Annotated in this window: 13 protein-coding genes; 9 read left to right on the top strand and 4 right to left on the bottom strand. The window is 45.7% G+C overall.

Annotated elements, in window-relative coordinates; genetic code table 11:
• Positions 1–8: 8 nt before the first annotated feature.
• The 4 genes from BKN38_RS04755 to traF all read right to left on the bottom strand — a co-directional run bounded on the left by BKN38_RS04755 (position 9) and on the right by traF (position 4,176).
• Positions 9–1,163: a hydrogenase small subunit gene (locus BKN38_RS04755; protein WP_066455860.1), complete on the bottom strand. Its 1,155-nt coding sequence runs from the start codon at positions 1,161–1,163 to the stop codon at positions 9–11.
• A 152-nt stretch (positions 1,164–1,315) separates the two neighbouring features.
• Positions 1,316–1,630 (bottom strand): hypothetical protein, encoded by a 315-nt coding sequence (locus tag BKN38_RS04750; RefSeq protein WP_143000205.1) that lies wholly within the window; start codon positions 1,628–1,630, stop codon positions 1,316–1,318.
• 17 nt (positions 1,631–1,647) lie between these two features.
• Positions 1,648–2,286, bottom strand: a complete 639-nt coding sequence (locus BKN38_RS04745) for a hypothetical protein (RefSeq protein WP_066455865.1) — start codon at positions 2,284–2,286, stop codon at positions 1,648–1,650.
• A gap of 33 nt (positions 2,287–2,319) precedes the next feature.
• The gene (traF, locus tag BKN38_RS04740; protein ID WP_066455867.1) at positions 2,320–4,176 is read right to left on the bottom strand and encodes a conjugal transfer protein TraF; all 1,857 of its coding nucleotides are present in this window, start codon (positions 4,174–4,176) and stop codon (positions 2,320–2,322) included.
• 389 nt (positions 4,177–4,565) lie between these two features.
• On the opposite strand from traF, the gene ispF reads away from it, so the two are divergent.
• The 9 genes from ispF to BKN38_RS04695 all read left to right on the top strand — a co-directional run.
• Positions 4,566–6,023 carry a 2-C-methyl-D-erythritol 2,4-cyclodiphosphate synthase gene (gene ispF, locus BKN38_RS04735; protein ID WP_233712817.1) on the top strand — a complete coding sequence of 486 codons (1,458 nt, stop codon included), beginning with the start codon at positions 4,566–4,568 and terminating at the stop codon, positions 6,021–6,023.
• A 25-nt stretch (positions 6,024–6,048) separates the two neighbouring features.
• On the top strand, positions 6,049–6,933 hold the full coding sequence (locus tag BKN38_RS04730) for a response regulator (RefSeq protein WP_066455869.1): 885 nt from the start codon (positions 6,049–6,051) through the stop codon (positions 6,931–6,933).
• 23 nt (positions 6,934–6,956) lie between these two features.
• Positions 6,957–7,184 (top strand): hypothetical protein, encoded by a 228-nt coding sequence (locus BKN38_RS04725; RefSeq protein ID WP_143000204.1) that lies wholly within the window; start codon positions 6,957–6,959, stop codon positions 7,182–7,184.
• 267 nt (positions 7,185–7,451) lie between these two features.
• On the top strand, positions 7,452–8,828 hold the full coding sequence (locus BKN38_RS04720) for a hypothetical protein (RefSeq protein WP_082942548.1): 1,377 nt from the start codon (positions 7,452–7,454) through the stop codon (positions 8,826–8,828).
• 246 nt (positions 8,829–9,074) lie between these two features.
• Positions 9,075–12,356 carry a Plug domain-containing protein gene (locus BKN38_RS04715; RefSeq protein WP_082942549.1) on the top strand — a complete coding sequence of 1,094 codons (3,282 nt, stop codon included), beginning with the start codon at positions 9,075–9,077 and terminating at the stop codon, positions 12,354–12,356.
• Positions 12,357–12,976: 620 nt separating this feature from the next.
• Positions 12,977–15,307: a glutamine-hydrolyzing GMP synthase gene (gene guaA / locus BKN38_RS11810; protein ID WP_083329089.1), complete on the top strand. Its 2,331-nt coding sequence runs from the start codon at positions 12,977–12,979 to the stop codon at positions 15,305–15,307.
• A 171-nt stretch (positions 15,308–15,478) separates the two neighbouring features.
• A complete protein-coding gene (locus BKN38_RS04705) occupies positions 15,479–15,817 on the top strand; it encodes a methionine-R-sulfoxide reductase (RefSeq protein WP_104720751.1) in 339 nt (112 codons plus the stop codon).
• A 285-nt stretch (positions 15,818–16,102) separates the two neighbouring features.
• Positions 16,103–16,489 carry a hypothetical protein gene (locus BKN38_RS04700; protein WP_233712818.1) on the top strand — a complete coding sequence of 129 codons (387 nt, stop codon included), beginning with the start codon at positions 16,103–16,105 and terminating at the stop codon, positions 16,487–16,489.
• A gap of 383 nt (positions 16,490–16,872) precedes the next feature.
• A partial coding sequence (locus BKN38_RS04695) for an ABC-F family ATP-binding cassette domain-containing protein (RefSeq protein ID WP_070957710.1) occupies positions 16,873–18,907 on the top strand: 2,035 nt, incomplete at its 3' end.

Here is an 18,907-nt window from a genome sequence, read left to right as displayed (position 1 = left end):
GATTCTGGCTATTTGGATTTTACCATACTAGATACGACTGCGTGCGCTGCCAATCCCACAGCCGCTACGCCTAGTATCACGCTGCCTACGGTGTCTGCTGTCTTGTCCGCGCCATAGCCACTAAATGCGGTATGAAATGGCGTATTTCCCAAAGGTCGCTCAAATGGCGACATCGTATCCCAGAAGTTTGGCTCACTGCAGCCTATGCACCCATGCCCTGCTTGGATAGGCCAGCTCGTGTGGCTGTTGAATCGCAATTTGGAGCAGTTGTTGAAAGTATAAGGACCTTTGCAGCCGACTTTATAGAGGCAGTAGCCTTTTTCTGCGTTGGCATCGCCAAACTCTTGCACAAACTCGCCCGCATCAAAATGCCCCCTGCGTTCGCACAAATCATGGATTCTATGTCCATACGCCCAAGTCGGACGACCAAAAGCATCCACCGGCGGCGTCGCACCAAACATCACAAAATAAAGCACATTTCCCACGATATTTTTCTCGCTAGGCGGACAGCCGGGCACTTTTATCATGGGTTTTGAGATGATTTTATCAAGCGGTTGAGCATTGGTAGGGTTTGGCGCGGCGGCTTGCACGCCCCCATAGCTAGAGCAAGTCCCGATAGTAAGTATCGCTAGCGCGCCTTCTGCGGCATGGCGGCACTCTTCTGTGCCAGTGCGCCCGCTAGCGCCTATCGTCAAGAAGTATTCTGTCTTTTTGGGGATTCCGCCCTCTACCATTAATATATAGTTGCCATGATGTTTTTTGATGGCATTTTCTAGATTCTGCTCTGCTTGATAGCCAGAGGCTGCCATGACAGTCTCGTGATATTCGAGGTTTATGATGTCAAAAAGTATAGAATCTATACTTGGATCTTCGCTCCTAAGCAGGCTCTCGCTGCAGCCGGTGCATTCTGCCATGTGTAGCCAAATGACAGGCGTGCGACTCGCCATCTCCGCTGCTTTGGCGGTTAGCGGGATAAAGCTAGCTGGCAGAGAAAGTGCCGCTGTCATCGCGCCCGCCCATTTCATAAAATCGCGGCGCGAAAATCCTTTGTCTGCTAGCTCGCTAGCAAGCTGCTTGTCGCTACAAGCAGGGAGGCTCTCTAGCGCGGCTAGGCGCTTGGAAACCCGCTCAAACATCGCTTGTGTCGAATCCTTGATTTGCATGTGCTCTCCTTTTGCGTTGTTGTGATTTGTTGCTATTACGCTGTGGATTCTGGGAAAGATTGTAGAGTGAAAAGACTAAAATATACCTTAAAATTGGCTAAGATAATGCCAATAAACGATGATTTGGTAAAAATAAAAACAACCTTTTTGCGTTATCTGGCAAAATGTCGGCAAAAAGATAAACTAAGTTTTGACTTTTGAGCGGGTGCGGAGAGGCGTGGATTTTGGTGGATGTAGATTTTGGCGCGAGTTGGATTCTGGCAGATGTAAATTTTGGTGGATATGGATTTTGGTAGGTGTGGATTTTGGTGTGAATTAGGTTTTGTTTCGTGCGGTTTGGATTCTGGCACAAGTTTAGATTCTGGTGCAAGTTTGGATTTTGGAGCAAATTTAGATTCTAGCGCGGATTGGATTCTAGCGCAGATTAGATTCTGGTGTGCTTTTGGATTCTGCTTAGCCAATCGCACAAATAGCAGAATCTAGTTTAATCATCCTCGTTATTTTCCTTGTCACTATTTCTTTTTTTATGCTTATTCCATATATACAAATCAACCTTGCGGCGCGGCTTTTCTACTGTTATATTATTTTGCCTTATTATCAAATCTATAATATCCACATATTCTTTGTAATTTTTCTTGCATTCTGCAAGTTTATTTTTTACACTTTTGCATTGCTCTGTCGCCACATATTTATGTATATTGTTTGCCATCACAGAATCATAAATCATAAAATCATCTCTGTCATAGCAATATATATTATGATATGCGCAGTATTTGCTAATGAAAGAAAATAGATTTTTGCCTATATTCTTTTTATCTTTAGTCCATTCTGCTAACTCATTGACTAATTTCCAGTCACCCTCTTTCACCCGCTCATCAAAATTTACTTTCATTATTTGCTCTGCCAGCTCATCAAGCATACCGCGCTTGCCTAGATTTCTTGCTAGGTTAGTCCCATTTGTCAAATCAATAAGCGCAATTTTCATCACAACAATTGATTTATTATTATTATCTTTATATGCGGTAAGTGCATTTTTTATCAATGGGAAATATTTTCTATATTTCTCATCTTTTGCTACCTTATCTTCTATTTCATTTAATTTTTTGTCTGTGATTTTTTCCATAATCCCCTCCCTTGTTTGTAAAATCTTGCCAGCCTACCAACTAAACCCGCCGCCGACTTTGATATTTAGGTAGCTTGGCACCGAGATGCCTTCATATTGCGAGCTTAGATGCAGGTTGCTTTGCACCGCGACATCGAGGAATCCTAGTATATTTAGCCCGGCTGTGAGTATCATGCCCTCATCGCCATTGTTGCGGAAGTCATACATACTCCCCAAGCGGAAATCGACATATTTAAAATCCACCAGCACGCCCCCGCCTATCATTTGTGATTTAGGGCGCGAAAGTGAGAGTGTGTCGTTTGGCAGCAAATCCACATCCGCTGCTATCGTCACCCTCTCCTTCCACATAGAGTAGCTAAGCCCCGCGCGCACCTGCGTATTTAGCACGACATTTCGAGTGTTTGTTTTGATTTTGGGCGCGTTTAGGTTTTTGGCGACAAGCCCGATATTGAAACTGCTAAGTCCGCGCGGCGAGTAGAGAAAGCCCACATCTAGCCCAAAAGTATGCGTCATAAAAATATCGCTTTGCTTTGGCATAAGCGAGTTTGTGATATCACTCATCCCGCTAAAGCCGGTTTGCTTCTCTATCATATAGCCTGTGCCAAAGATATATTTCCCGGCCAAGCCCACCGCAAAATTCCCGATTTTCGTCTCAAAAAGATGCCCATAGCCAATAGGCACTTCCGCGATAGCCACGCTAGAAGCGCGCAGCTCGTGTTTGGCTTGATCGCTCATTATCGAGCCGCTGTCAAAGCCTGCTTTATCTGAAGCGCCTATCACTATCCTGCCATCGCCTATGCCTACTTCTGCATAATCGCCGCTGCCGGTGTCTATGATGATTTTATTATGCGTAGAATCTATTCTAGCATTCATACTAGCAAAAGCACTAGGCATGATAGCAAACGATATCGTCCCGCGCTTTTTCTTGGAGCCAAAATTCATCACTAGCCCATTTTGGCTGACGACACTTAAGTCGTTGTTATTAATGATAGCATTGATAGTTTCTACATCTTGGATGAAGCGGTTTAGTGAGGCATCCGAGCCAGTGCTTAGAGTGATGCCGCTTTTTAATAAATCTTTTAGCTCGACAGAGCCGCCCTTGCCTACTGCTTCCAAAAGCCCGCCTAGATTCTCTGTCGTAAGCCCCCCAACTATCGCGCCCAAAAATCCTAGATCAGCATTTGGATCATTTTGCTCTGTCTTGACTATAGCATCTTGCATATCTTTTTTGATAGATTCTAGTGCAGCATCGCCTTTTGGATCATTTTGGATATCTTGCATGATTTGATCTGGCGTTTTGTTTGTATCTACGACTATCCCGCTCTTGTTACCCACTTCCTCCAAGTATTTTTTCAAGTCATCATCGGTTTTGATTCCGCCAGCACTACCCATATTTCCTAGCACATCGCCAAACACACCGCTCACGCCAAGATCTGTAGCTCTAGCACCAGGTGCTCGCACAGCCCGCGTGGTGCGCGTAGTCGGATTTTTGAAAAGTCCATCGATTTTATCGGGCATAGATTCTAGATTATCCATATCAATCGATGTGGCGCGCGTGAGGTTTGTCTCTTTATACCCCACGCCAAAGCTATAGGCAAAGCCTGATTTTTTATTCACCGCTAGAAGTGCTGGGTTGTAGTATATCGCCCACTGCGAATTTTTGAGCGCCACGCCAGCACCGCCCATACCCGCAGATATATTACCCATTTGCCCAAACTCTAGCGCGTTTAGCCACGCGCAAGTAGCCACGCTAGCGCCTAGCACCACGCGCGCGGCGATAGAGGATATAGATGTCTTTTTGGCTGATGCTTGCACGCCCGCTTGACAAAACCCTTGCATATTGGATTTTGCAGTATTTTTTGTATCGATATTTGATTGGAATCTATTCATGGATAATCCTTTATCGTGGATTTGTGTTGTAGTTTGCGCCAGATTCTAACAGATTAGCACTAGATTCTGCACTTATGCCTTGGATTCTAAGCCTTAAGCAAACAAAATGCCAAAGTGTCAAAATACCACTAATCGCACCTATAAACAACACCTCTTGAGAAAAGCACAATTATATCACAAAACACATTTTATTGTGTTTAAATCCTGGCGCACCCATAGTGCCAATATTTAAAACCACTCCACAATAAGCAGAATCTACAATTTTCTTTAAGGAAAAAATCGTATAATTTTGTAACATTATTTCACAGAGATTTCGGCATAGATTTGAGCGCGGATTCCAGAGATTCTGAAACTTAGATTCTATGATATGGGGTTTTGAAAGGTTTTTGATGCCTAAGTTTTTTGCCTTTGACTTTGAGAAGGATTTTGCGCGAGATTCTAAGCTTGATTTTAGCCTAGATTCTACCCCGCAAATCACGCTAATCCTCATGGCAGCCGGAGAATCTAGCCGCTTCACAAGCGCCTTTCTACCCAAAAACACATCAGAGACATCGGCAAACGACCCCAAAACCGCGCAATATATCCCTATCAAAAAGCAATGGCTTCGCATCGCAAATAAGCCTTTGTGGCTTTTTGTCGCAGACTACATAAGCGCGGCATATCCATTCGCAGAAGTGCGTATCACTGCCAATGCGCGCGATGCTGCGTATATGCAAAAACTTTGTGATTATACGATTATCAAAGGTGGCGCCACTCGCCAAGAATCGCTAGAAAACGCGCTAAATGGCGTAAATAGCGAGTGGGTGCTGGTGAGCGATGTGGCGCGCTATCACATACCTAGCAGAATCCTGCGCGAGCTGATACAATGCGCGCAAAAAAATAGCGCAAATAGCGCGCGTGATGAAAACAGCGCGGATGATAAAGCCAGCGCCAGCGCGCCAGACAAAACGCCCGCTGACTGCATCGTCCCAGCACTAGGCGTATCTGATACGACTATCTATGATGATAAATATATAAATAGGGAAAAGCTACTTCGCATACAAACGCCCCAGCTATCGCGCACCGCCACACTACAAAAAGCGCTAAAATCCCGCCAAAGCACTGATGAAAGCTCGATAATGCACGCAATCGGCGCAAAAGTAGAGTATATCAAAGGGGATTCTAGGCTAGAAAAACTTACCTTCATCGAGGATTTGCCTTCACTCATAGCTTTTGCCAGCGCGCAAGAGCATGGCGCGCAGAATCCAAATCTTTACCCAAGCTATTTTGCAAGCCCTTTTGGCGCACCACATAGCTTTGACAATATTTCCACAAACCACACCTTTATAGGCAATGGCTTAGATGTGCATGGCTTTGAAGATGGCAAAGAGATGAAGCTAGGCGGGATTAGCATACCTTGTGAGTATGGGTTCAAAGCCCATAGCGATGGCGATGTGGCGCTACATAGTTTGATAGATGCGATTTTGGGCGCGATGGGCGCTGGGGATATAGGCGAGTGGTTTCCGGATTCTGATATGAAGTTTGCCGGGGCGGATTCTAGCGTGCTTTTTGGCGAAGTGTGGGCGTTTGCGCGGAGTGTGGGCTTTGCGCTACAAAACGCAGACATCACCATCATCGCACAAAAACCTAGACTATCAATCTACAAACAAACCATCCGCGCCAATATCGCACGCCTGCTAGGCGCGCCGCTCTCTGCTATCAATGTCAAAGCGACGACGACGGAGCATCTAGGCTTTGTGGGGCGTGAGGAAGGGGTTTGCGTGATAAGTAGCGTCTCGCTTAGACTGCGCTCGCTGCAAGAAGTCGCAAGGCAGGCAGAGATGCTAAATCTTTCTAGCCTAAGCTAGGCTTATTTCATTTTAAGGGAGTTTTATGAAGCTTTTGATTTTGGAAAATGAGGCGTATTTGGCGCAAAGCATCGCTGGGAAGCTAAATGATGTGGGCTATGAGTGTGTGATTAGCCAAAGTGTGCCTGTCGATAAAGTGGATTTTCATGTGATTTTGATTTCATCAAATATCTATAATCAAAATTGCGAGCAATTCATCAAACGACATCCGGATGCGATTATCATCATGATGATTTCTTATATCAGCGATGATACCGTGAGTAAGCCCATGCTAGCGGGCGCGAAGGACTATGTGCTAAAGCCTTTTATGATAGATGAGCTCGTGCGTAAAATCCACCATTACAATGAATACGCGCAAATGCAAAAGGTGCTAGATTTTTACAATGAGTATTTTAACTTCGTGCAAAAAGAGCTAAACACGCCAGCCCCTCTGCAATACAACCCGCCTTTTATCATCAAAAGCACCTCGCAACGAAGCGCTGATATATACGCGATGAAATATGCAAGGGAGAAAAAAATACTTTTTGAGTTTATCTCGCTAAAAAATATCGACTACAAAAGCATTTTCAAAAACCCGCCACAAAAAAACAAAATAAGCTATGTGACAAATCTCGAAGAGCTAAAAAAGCAAGACCGCAAGGAGTTTCTAGATCTTGCGTGCAAATATCCGCTCATCATTTCTTTTATCTCGACTGACAAAGTAAGCTTCGCGCAAGTCATCGATATCTGCGACATACCAAACACGCAAGAACTAGGCGGCGAAATAATGTCGATAAAAGACTATGTGAAAACGATTATCGCGAAATTTGAAAATCGCTATCCAGACATCGAGCTAGCCAAAAAACTAGGGATGAGCCGCAAAAGCTTGTGGGAAAAAAGGAAAAAATACGGGATTTTGAGGAAGAAATAAGCGTTTTTGGGAGGGGGCGCCTAGTGTTTTTTGGCGCGATTTGGCGTTTTGGCGCGATTTGGCGTTTTGGCGTGCGCTTGTGGCGTTTATCGGCTGATTTAAACGCGCTTGGTGGATTTTGGAGGGTGGCGCGCAGTGTTTGGTGGCTGACTGGTGGCGGGCGCGATTTAGATTCTAGGGGCAGAATCCGCTTTTGGATTCTCGTGCAATTTTGCAGAATCCAATTTTGGATTTTTACGCTTGGATTCTAGCGCGCAGATTTTCTGGAATCTGTTTTAGATTCTTGCGCGCGGATTTTGCAGAATCTATCTTTTTAGATTCTAGTTTGAGTTCTCATTTATGGATTTTGTAGAATCTAATTTTTACATAAAATCTAGTTTTTGGATTCTGGCGTGATTTTGCCTGCTTTGGCTTGGCTTTTAGGCTTGCTACAAAACAGAATCCAAAATATAAACATAAATATTTTATAGTTTTTGCTAGAATCTCTATTTGCCAATAAATCAAATAAAAGGATATAAATGAACCCCGCCAAAAACACCAAAGCAGAATCCAAATCCGCCACAACAAAGGCAGTCGCGCCAAAGAGTGCAAAATCCACCACCAAAACTACTGCGCTAAAAGCTAGCGCGCCAAAAGTAGATTCTGCCAAAAAATCTACTGCCCCAAAATCCATTAGCGCACCACGCACAAAGCCCGCCAGCGCAAAATCCACCACCAAACCCACCACACCAAAATCCGCGCCAAAAGCAGAATCCACCAAGCAACTCCACATCGACAAAGAAGCGCTTTCATCACTAGCGCTCGTGCAAGAAGGACTGCTTTTACCTATCTCTAAGCTCGCAGACGCTGCCTCTTTGCAAAGTGCTGACCCCTATCTCACGCCTTTTACGCTAAATCCCGCTGGCAAGAAAAACCAAGAAGTGCTAAAGCGCGCCAAAAGCGGCGAGAAGCTAGACATCGTGCTAGATTCCAAAATCGTAGGCAGCCTGCATGTCAAAGAAGTTTTTGGCATCGATAGACACGCGCGCGCGATGAATCTAGCCAACGCAGATTCTGGCGAGGAGTTTGAGCGCATTTATGCGAGGCTTGGAGATTATGGCGTGTGCGGGGATTATCGCGTGGATTTCCCAGACATTTCGCAAGCAAAAGCCACGCTAAACGCCAAAATCAAAGCGCACAAGGCAAAAACAATCACAGGCATAATGCTTGATGGGCAGATTTTCCACCGCGCACATGAAAAACTCATAAGAGATGCGCTTGGCGATAGCGATTTGGTCGTGGTATTTTTGCTAAAGCCTTACACCAAAAGCTTCATAAGCTATGAGTTGCAGCGGCGCTGTCTTGAGTTTGCGACGAAAAATTTCTTGCTAAATGAGCGGATATGCATCATCCCGCTAGATGACACTTATCTTTTCATGGGGACAAACAAAGTCCTGCTGCGCGCAATAGTGGCGAAAAACTACGGCTGCACGCATTTCATCGTCTCGCAAAGCACGCCAAATCTCTCGATGTTTTATGATGATCACGCCCCGCACTCCATGCTTGATAATATCAAAGACATCCGCGCTACCATAAAAGGCGCGTATGTGTATTGCAATGTCTGCAAAATGCTTGTAAATCACCAAACATGCCCGCATGGCAAGCATCATCATATAAGCTATGATGCAGAATCTATTTTGGAGTTTTTCCGCACGGGGCTGCTACCGCCAGCGATTTTGGTGCGCCCCAGAATCTCTGCGATGATACTAGCGCACCTCACGCCAAACCGCTTCAAAAACCTCCAAAAGCTGTATTATGATCTCATCCCTTCCAATGAAGGCATACTGCTACACAAAAGCGAAGAAGAGTTTTACACAGAACTCATGCGATTATACCAAACCACCTCGCTGACATAGATTCCAAGCGAAGGTTTGCTGCAAAATTGCAGTAGTAACAGCATAGTTCCAAACAAAGCTAGCTTCTTTAACAAGACAGAAACCTGCCTACATAAAACTATCTATAATTCTCACAATGCCCTATAAATAATAGATAATCTTATTTTTATTTAAGTGATAATGGCTTACAATTCGCGCTTGATTTCTGATAATAGTTCCTATGACTTTGCGATAAGTAGAATCTAAAAATCTAGCCTCAAAGGATTTATGATGCGCGCTAGTGATTTTGGTGCCAGTAATTTTAGTGTTGGTGGTTTTGGCATTGGCAAGTTTGGCGCCAGTAATTTTGGCATTGGCAATTTTGGTTTAGCGTGCGTTTGTGTGAGCGCGCTTAGTTGTAGCGTTTTGCCCGCTTCGGCGCTTTTGGCAGATTCTATGGATTCTGGTTTGGCTACTTTTGCGCTAGATTCTCACAAGCCCGCCAAAATAGATTCTGCCAAAACCACGCATTTAAGCGCCAAAATGCATTATAATGTGGCTTCTAATAAAACATATAATAATCCTATAGGGGGGGGGGCAACAAACGCAAAAGGCGATATATTGGCTATATATTTGATGCCACCGGCACTTTATCAGAGCGCACCCTATCATCACTCTGAGATTGCGGAGAAGTCAAACCAAATCTCGCGCCAAATCATCCAAGCAAACGCGCTAAACAAGCCACTCACCAAAAATAAAGTAGCGATAAGATTTGCAGATATAAGCACAGATTCTAGCGACTTTGGCGGGCTGGATTATCTAGATGATTTTACCATCGCAGACGACGCTAACACAAACGCCGACAATACCAGCACCAGCTCCACCGCCACAGATTTAGAATCCAAAACCCTAAACAAAGTCACTGCAAAGCACAAAAGAAGCCAAGAGCCCACGCAGCGCTACCAATCCACCGCCGGCGACATCAGCCAGCGGATGATAGAGTCAAACCCAAGCGGCAATGGCGACATCACAAGCTTGCTTAGAATCCTGCCAAATGTGCAGTATGACAACTCACAGCTCAAATCCACCACGCCCGGCGAAATCGACCCTGCCAAAATCAGCATAAGCGGAGGCTTGCATTACCAAAACCTTTTTACCCTCGATGGCGTAGGAATAAATAATGACATAAATCCCGCTGGCACAGCATCGGGCGGCTGGGATGGCATACCCGGCAACTCTCAAGGGCTAAATATCGACACTAGCCTGCTAGAATCCATAAAAGTGCAAGATAGCAATGTGGGCGCGGCGTATGGCGGATTCACCGGTGGGGTTGTCGAGGCAAATACGCGCCGCCCGGTTAAAAGATTTGGCGCAAATATCAGCTATCAAATCACGCAGGGCGATGCCACGCCCGGCGCATTTTCGATGACAAACTATCATATTTATGATGAAGATGCAGAAGCGCTAAATAACTTCTTGAATTCTAGTTCAGAATCCAACCAGCCAAACTTCACCAAACATCTCATCCGCGCTAGCGCAGAATCCAAAATCAGCGACCGCTTTGGCGTGCTGGCTAGCTTTACTACCACGCAGAGTTTCATCCCATTGCGAGCAAATAGCAGCATATCAAGCTCTCAAGCAAGCCCTGTCGATCCCACAGACCAAACCACACGCGAGCGCACACAAAAACGCCAAAGCTACAACTATCTACTAAAAACCTACTATGACCCAAGCGACAATCTGCGCCTAGAGCTTACCTACACCTATGCACCACAATACAATGAAATTTTTATGCCAAGCACAAAAGATGACCGCTATATATATGATTCTGGCGGGCACAATGTCGGACTAAAGACTATTTGGCAAAATGGCTTGGGGATGCTTACCAATACGCTAAGTTATGGATTTTTGGATTATTCTATTGATGCAAACTATGATGCCACAAAATATTGGTATCCATCTGAAAGTAAAAATTGGGGGCGCTTCTCTGCCTTTGTGCGAGAGGGTGGATATATCCCTTCAGAATCCACGCAGCACACCGCCAGCAATAAGCTTATACAGGATTTTACACCTTTCAAGCTAGCAAATACTACGCATAGCTTCCAAGTAGGTTTGGAGATAGGCTATCAATATGTGAAACGAGGCTATGCAAAAGATTTTGACTTCGCGCGCAATAATAGCAGTGCTGTTCAGATAACAACAGAAGCCGACCGCTTATTGTGCCAACAAACCGATATACAATGGTGCAATACATCGCCAGCTTATTCAGCAAATGGTGTTTGGCAATATGGGCAGTATATTAGACATATAGACCGCTACAAACAGGGTAAGATTGATATAAACAACACTCTTGGCGCCGTATTTTTGCAAGATGATATCGCTATAACACTAGGGCGAGCAGGCTCTATAAACGCGCGCCCGGGCTTGCGCGTAGATGCTGATAGCTATATGGGGAAAATCACTTTCGCACCGCGCCTAAGTTTAAGCTATGAGTTTCCTTGGAACACTTGGCAAAGGGGGCACAACTTCGCCACACAAATCACCGGCGGAGCAAATCGCTACTATGGACGCAATATTTTTGCCTACGCGCTAGCAGACAAAATAGAAGCTCTAGAATACCGCCTAAGAAGGAGTAATCCCGGCGTATCGTGGGATGAAGTCGAGGCGATGGGTAGAGAATGCTCCAGCAGTGCAGACTATAACAACTGCATATCTTACTATTCAAACACCACCAAATTCTCCCAACTAAAAGTCCCATACACCGATGAGCTAATGGTAGGCTTCGCGCAGCGATTTTTCAGCCTTGATTTGGGCGCGAAATACATCTATCGCGAGGGCAAAGACGACATACGCTATGTGCGGAGCGACTATGTGGGGCTGCCGAGCGACCCAAACTACGCCCAGACATACTACACATACACCAATGAGGGCAAATCATGGACAGATGTCATCACCGTGTCGCTGCAAAACTCCAAGCCCTTGCAGATTCTAGGCGTGCAGAATCTTGTGCTATTTGCCTTTGACTGGACGAATGTCAAGCGCAATTTCACCGACTATGCAAGCTCTATGACGCAAGACCAGCTGCAAGATAATGATATTTTGTGGGAGGGGCAAGTCGTGCCATATAGCCAGCGCCCAGCGAGTAACTTCGTGCGCCCATACACGCTGCGCCTTACGACTACGCATACATTTAGGCTGTGGCGCACAAAGTGGCTTTGGAATAACTTTTTCCGATATAGAAGCGCGTATGATGCAGTGGCTAAAATCCACACCGCAGGCACTAGCTACGATAGATGCGCTACCGATTCAAGATACTGCCCGAGAGAAGGCTATGATGCAAACCACAACGACAAAGACCAGTTTGTAGCCCAGAGAATCCGCGATGCTTTCACTTGGGATATGCGCGTGGGCTTTGAAGTCAATGTGTGGCGTGGCAACACGCTATATGTAAATATCGACATCTACAATATCCTAGATGCCAAAAACCCCACCATCTCCACCACCAACTACGCCGGCACCTCCAGCGCACCGACGATAGCCTATGAAGTCGGCAGGCAATTCTGGGCATAAGTGGGGTATAAATACTAGGAAAATACAATTTAGATATAAAAAATATAGAGTTGTTGCAGTTCTTATATCAGCAATACAAGGCGCCCTATAAGCAAAATGCAAACATCAAAAGGCCAAACCTACAAAATATGCTTTTATTGCGATATTTTCCCCCCTAAAGAATTCCTCCATTCTGTTTTTGTTTCTCTTCATTCGCTGCGCTTGTTGTTCTGCAGAAAGCTTTTTAATAGCGGCGAATCTACTATATTTTGCCTCTTAATTTTTGAATAATTTATATTAAATTTATCCTTGCAACCATTTATGCAATTTTATCCTCTCGCAAATTGTAAATATTTTTCATAACAACCCAGCCAAAAGCCGCATTGCCTTAACTTGGAAAAATTATACTATGTCTTTACTAGCCTAGCCCGTTTTTACTATGGTCTTTATTGGCATGATATTCGTCGCTTGTCATTTAAGCCATTACAGTCCATTTTATTTGATTTTAAATTATAATAAATTTAACTTAGTATATTAATATTTGAAATTTTATACAGAAATGCCCTTACAAAAGCAAGACTTTGGTTAAAAATTGATTATAATACGCGCAAAAATTTTGCAAATAGCCCTTGGAGAAGTATATGCACAAAACAAATATTTCCGTTGCGCAACTTTCTGCTTGCCCACAGATTTTAGTCCTTGATTTTGGCAGTCAATACACGCAGCTCATCGCGCGGCGGTTGCGTGAGGCGGGCGTATATACCGAGATTGTGCCATATTTTGAAAGTATCGAAAACATAAAGGCTAAAAGTGCGCGTGGCATTATCCTAAGTGGCGGTCCTGCTAGTGTGTATGAGGAGGGTGCGTATAAGCCGGATAGCAGGGTGTTTGAGCTGGGCGTGCCGGTGCTTGGAATCTGCTATGGGATGCAGTTTATCGCGCATCATTTTGGGGGCGAGGTGGTGCGCGCGGAGGCGCAGGAGTTTGGGAAGGCTGTTTTGACAATTTTGGATTCTGCTTCATTAAATGCGCCTCATTTATTAAATTCGTCTTCGGGTATGCAATGCGAAGGATTTGCGGAATTTCCAGAGGCACGCACGCCAAGTGCGCTAACCTCTGAAAATCCCGCAAAAGCCTCCACAGCCACACCGCAAAATACTAGAACTTTAGATTCTGGCGTTGTGCGTCATTGCGAGGATTCGCAGAATCCACAGCCCCTTATCAGTCATTGCGAGGGCGACAGCCCGAAGCAATCCATAGAATCCCCCAAAGAGCAAAATAGATTGCCGCGCTCCGACTGCGTCTCCGCTCGCAATGACGAAGGGGACGACACTCAAAAAACAGGAGAAGGGCAAAGTATTTTGGAGGGGAAATCGCGGCTATGCGGAAGCGAGCAAGGAGATAAGGCTGGAGCGCCTATCGACGAAGCGAGCGACAAACTCCGCGATTTACGCCCAAAAGACGCGCCCGCCCAAAAGACAGCGCCACATAAGGATTTGTTTGCTGGAGTAAAGCAAGACTCTATCGTCTGGATGAGCCACGCTGACAAAGTGCAGACGCTACCACAGGGCTTTGTTGAATTAGCAAAAAGTGGAAATACGCATTATTGCGCGATTGCAGATTTTACGCGACAAATTTACGCATTGCAGTTTCACCCAGAAGTCGTCCATAGCGAGCAGGGCGCGCAGATTCTGCAAAATTTCGCGCTTAGAATCTGTGGCGCTAGCAATGATTGGAATATGAAAAATTTCGCAGAAGCGGAGATTGCCAAACTGCGCGAAATTGTGGGCGCGGATTCTAGCATCCGTCATTGCGAGGGCGACAGCCCGAAGCAATCCATAGAATCCCCCAAAGACCAAAATGGATTGCCACGCTCCGACTTCGTCTCCGCTCGCAATGACGAAGGGAACGACACTCAAAAAACAAGAGAAGGGCAAAGTATTTTGGAGGAAAAATCGCGGCTGTGCGGAAGCGAGCAAGGAGATAAGGCTGGAGCGCCTATCGACGAAGCGAGCGACAAACTCCGCGATTTTCACCCAAAAGACGCGCCCGGTAAAGAGACAACGCCCGGCAAGGTGCTTTGCGCTGTAAGCGGCGGCGTAGATTCTAGCGTAGTCGCCGCCCTGCTTTATCGGGCAATCGGCGAGAATCTTATCCCTGTGTTTGTGGATACCGGGCTTTTGCGGCTTGGCGAGCGCAAGGCTGTGGAAAAAATGTTTAAAGAAAACTTGAAAGTCCCGCTCATTAGCGTGGATGCTAGCGAGCTGTTTTTGAACCGACTAAAAGGCGTGCGCGACCCGGAAAAAAAGCGTAAGATTATCGGTGAGACCTTTATTGAGGTGTTTGAGCGCGAGACAAAAAAGCACAATACGCATGGCGAGATAAGATTCCTCGCGCAAGGCACGCTCTACCCTGATGTCATCGAATCTGTGAGTGTGAAGGGACCGAGCAAAACGATAAAAAGCCATCATAATGTCGGCGGGCTGCCTGAATGGATGCGTTTTGAGCTGATTGAGCCGCTGCGTGAGCTGTTTAAGGACGAGGTGAGGAGCCTTGGGCGCGAGCTTGGTATGCCAGAATCTATGCTGATGCGCCACCCTTTCCCGGGGCCGGGGCTTGCTATTCGCATCATGGGCGAGGTGAATAGGGAGGATTTGGAGGTGCTAAAGCGCGCTGATAGCGTATTTATCGATGAATTGCGAAAAAATGGGCTGTATGATAGTGTATGGCAGGCGTTTTGCGTGTTGCTAAATGTCCGCAGTGTTGGTGTTATGGGCGATAACCGCACTTATGATAACACAATCTGCGTGCGTGCAGTAGAAGCGCTGGATGGCATGACAGCGACTTTCGCGCATCTCCCGCATGATTTTTTAGAGCGCGTAGCAAATAGAATCATAAACGAAGTAGAGGGCGTAAATCGCGTGGTGTATGACATCACAAGCAAGCCGCCGGGCACGATAGAGTGGGAGTAAAGAAGGGCCGCAAAATATTTTTATTTAAAATTTGGCGCAAATACAGCAAACACAAAATAATAGATTCTAATAAAATGCAAATATAGATTCTAGAAGGAAATAAAAATGTCGCAAGATAGGCAAAAAGAAGCAAAATCGCAAGATTGGCAAACCACGCTGCCGCTGGATGATATGGAGAGGGCGGTGATTTTGCATAAGGCTACCGAGCCACCATTTAGCGGAATCTATACCGATCACTTTGAGCCCGGCGTTTATGTGTGTCGGCAATGTGGCGCGCCGCTGTATGACTCAAGCGCCAAATTCCACTCGGGATGCGGCTGGGCGAGCTTTGATGATGAGATAAATGGCGCGGTAAAAAGGCAAAGGGACGCTGATGGGCGGCGCGTAGAGATCGTATGCGCGCGGTGTGGCGGGCATCTGGGGCATGTGTTTGAAGGCGAGGGCTTTACAGACAAAAACACGCGACATTGCGTCAATTCGCTATCTTTGAGTTTTGAGAAAAATAAGTAAGCCAAAAATTTCTAGAAAATAAAAATATTTTATCGCGCTAAATTTCATAAATATAATATATTTTATATGTAAAATATCGCGATTGGCTAGCTCGCTTGATTGCGTGCTTTGATTTAGATTCTGCTGCGCTTAGCATTTTTGTGGTATAATCGCGGTTTTTGTTTGATATATTTTAGATTCTAGGCAGGATCTAGATTGCCAAAATGCTTTTTAAAATGCCTTTTTCAAGAAGGTGTTTTGAAGTGTTTTAAGAAAAAGTTTCAAGGAAATATTTAAGGAAATGCTATGAAAATTTCATATAAAAAATCGCGCTGGATTCTGGCGATTTGCGCTATCGGCACGCTTGCTGGCACGCCCGCATTTGCCGCGTGGCAGATGTTTAGCGATGGCAAAGACACATACATCTACAACACCGAGAGCGGCGATGTGTATATCCGCCACAGGAAAGATGGCAAAAATTATGAGGATACATTTGTCAAAATGCCCGCGGGCGTGATACCTGCGACGCCAAAAGCGACCCAAAACAAAGCGCAAACACCAGCACAATCAACGCAATCGCCAAAAGATAGCCAAAATGACGCAGAAAGCTCACAAGAAGCGCGACTTGAGGCTATCAGAAAATCGCAAGAACTTATGCGCCAAAGCATAGATTCTGGTAGTTTGCTAGAATAAGGCGGCTTGGTTTGTCGCGTTTGTGCGCGTGCTGGCGCAGATTTGATAAAATAAAAGCCAGAATCTAGGGTAAATTTGTATTTTAGTTTTTGAATTCCGCTTGCGATTAGCATAAATTTTAGCCAAAAAGCAGAATCTAAAATTGACAAAATAGATTCTGGCAAGCCAGCGAACGAACCAGCGCGCAGAAGTCAAAATCACAAAAAACGACAAAAAATAAGCAAGTGCAAGAATAAATAAGTGCAAGAATAAACAAATGGAAGAACAAGCAAGCAGAAAAATAAAAATACCAGAATCCAAAAAAATAAAAAAATAAAACCTCACAAAAATACCAAGCAAATAAAATAAAAATCAAAAACACTAAACCTAAGCAAAGGAAAAGCGTGTCGCTCATCTCTCTACACCAAGTCAGCAAGCAGTTTGGCGCGAAAAAAATCCTAGAATCCATAAGCCTATCTATCGAGGAAAACGAGCGCATAGCGATTGTTGGCAAAAATGGCGCTGGCAAAAGCACGCTCATCAACATCCTTTGCCAAAGGCTTGAAATCGACAGCGGCGAGCGCGCGCAAAAGCCGATGCTAAAAATCCTCTATCTCCCGCAAAATCCGCAATTCCCAGCAAACTTAAGCGTGAAAGAAATCTGCGCGCAAAGCCTGCAAAAAATCACGCAAATCCACCGCAGAATCCAAGAAATACACAAAGTATTAGAATCTAGCAAACATCAAAATACCACGCATCCAAACGCAGCGGAGCAAAGCGCGCAAGTAGGGCAAGGCTCGCAAACGACACAAAACGCAAATATAGCCAAGAATCCAAACAATCAGCAAAGTTTGCAATCCACGCAAACCACAAACCCAGCGCAGAATCTAAATAATCCGCAAAATCAACAAAGCGTGCAATCCCCCCAAAACTCCACCGCCACCCAACCACCGCCCGCCAGCGAAAAAGACCTCCTGTCCGAGCTAGGCACGCTTAGCGCGATGCTGGATAATATGGATGGCTGGGATGTCGAGAAAAAGACGCAGGATTTGCTGAAGCATTTTTGGCTGGAGGATTTGAGCGAGCGGCAGGCGGCGAGCCTTTCTGGCGGCGAGCAGAAGCGGCTGGCGCTGGCTACGATTCTCATGCAGCCGGCGGATTTGTATGTGCTGGATGAGCCGACAAACCACCTTGATGTCGAGGTTGTGGAGTTTCTCGAGGAGCGGATTCAAGCGCTTAAATCAAGTGTCGTGTTTATCAGCCATGATCGCTACTTTATCGATCGCTGTGCGAAGCGCATCATCGAGGTGGATTCTAGCAAGCTTAGCTTTTTTGCAGGCGGGTATGCGAGCTATCTTTCGCAAAAAGCTGCGATTTTGGAAAATATGTCAAAAGAGCACGAGCAGCTGCTAAAGCTCCTAAAAGCTGAAGAAGAGTGGCTGGCAAAGGGTGTCAAAGCGCGCAGAAAGCGCAATGAGGGGCGCAAAGAGCGCCTAGAGACACTCCGCGCCAAAGCCAAATCAAACCCCAGCATCATACGAAATATGCGCCTAGAGCTTGAGCGCGAGAGGACGCACACGCGCCATTTCAACCGCGCTGAAGGCAAAAACGCGCAAAAAATGATAATCGAATGCCAAAATCTCTGCCTAAAACTAGGCCAAAAAAGACTCGTCGAGAATCTAAACTTGCGAATCCTACAGCGCGACAAAATCGCCATCATCGGGCGCAATGGCTCTGGCAAATCAAGCCTGCTAAAAGCATTTCTAGGGCAGATAGCCCCCAGCAGCGGGAGTATCAAGCGCGGCGAGCTAGAGATTGGGTATTTCGACCAGCACCGCGCGAGCCTTGATGATGACAAAAGCCTCATCGAGACATTTTGCCCAAATGGCGGCGATCACATAAGCGTGCAGGGGCGGCATATCCATGTTTTTGGCTATCTCAAAAGCTTCCTTTTCCCCAAAGAAATGCTGACGCAAAAAATCGGCGCGCTAAGTGGCGGCGAGAAAAATCGCGTGGCGCTAGCCCTGCTTTTCACGCGCTCTTATGACTGCCTCATCCTCGATGAGCCGACAAATGACCTTGACATGGCTACGATAAATATCCTAGAAGAGCATCTGCGGCGCTTTGATGGCGCGCTGATTTTTGTGAGTCATGATAGGTATTTTGTGGATAAGCTAGCGCACAAGCTTTTGATACTACATAGTCCAGAGTCGCTTGGCCCAGAGTCGCTTGGCGTGGGCTTGTCAGAATCTAGCGCCGCGCAAACGCGCAAAAATAGTGCAAAATCAAGCGCAAAATCAAGCGCAAAATCTAGCGCAAAATCTAGCGCAAAATCTAGCGTGGAGGAAAGCTATCTAAACTTTAGCGAATACTTAGAGCAAAGCAAGGAGATAGAATCATATAAGGCGCTAGAATCTAAAATGCTGGATTCTGGTGCGG

The organism is Helicobacter sp. CLO-3 (assembly GCF_001854545.1).
GTDB lineage: Bacteria > Campylobacterota > Campylobacteria > Campylobacterales > Helicobacteraceae > Helicobacter_B.
The sequence above is the reverse complement of the archived record's forward strand: the minus strand, read 5'-3'. Positions and strand labels throughout refer to the sequence as shown.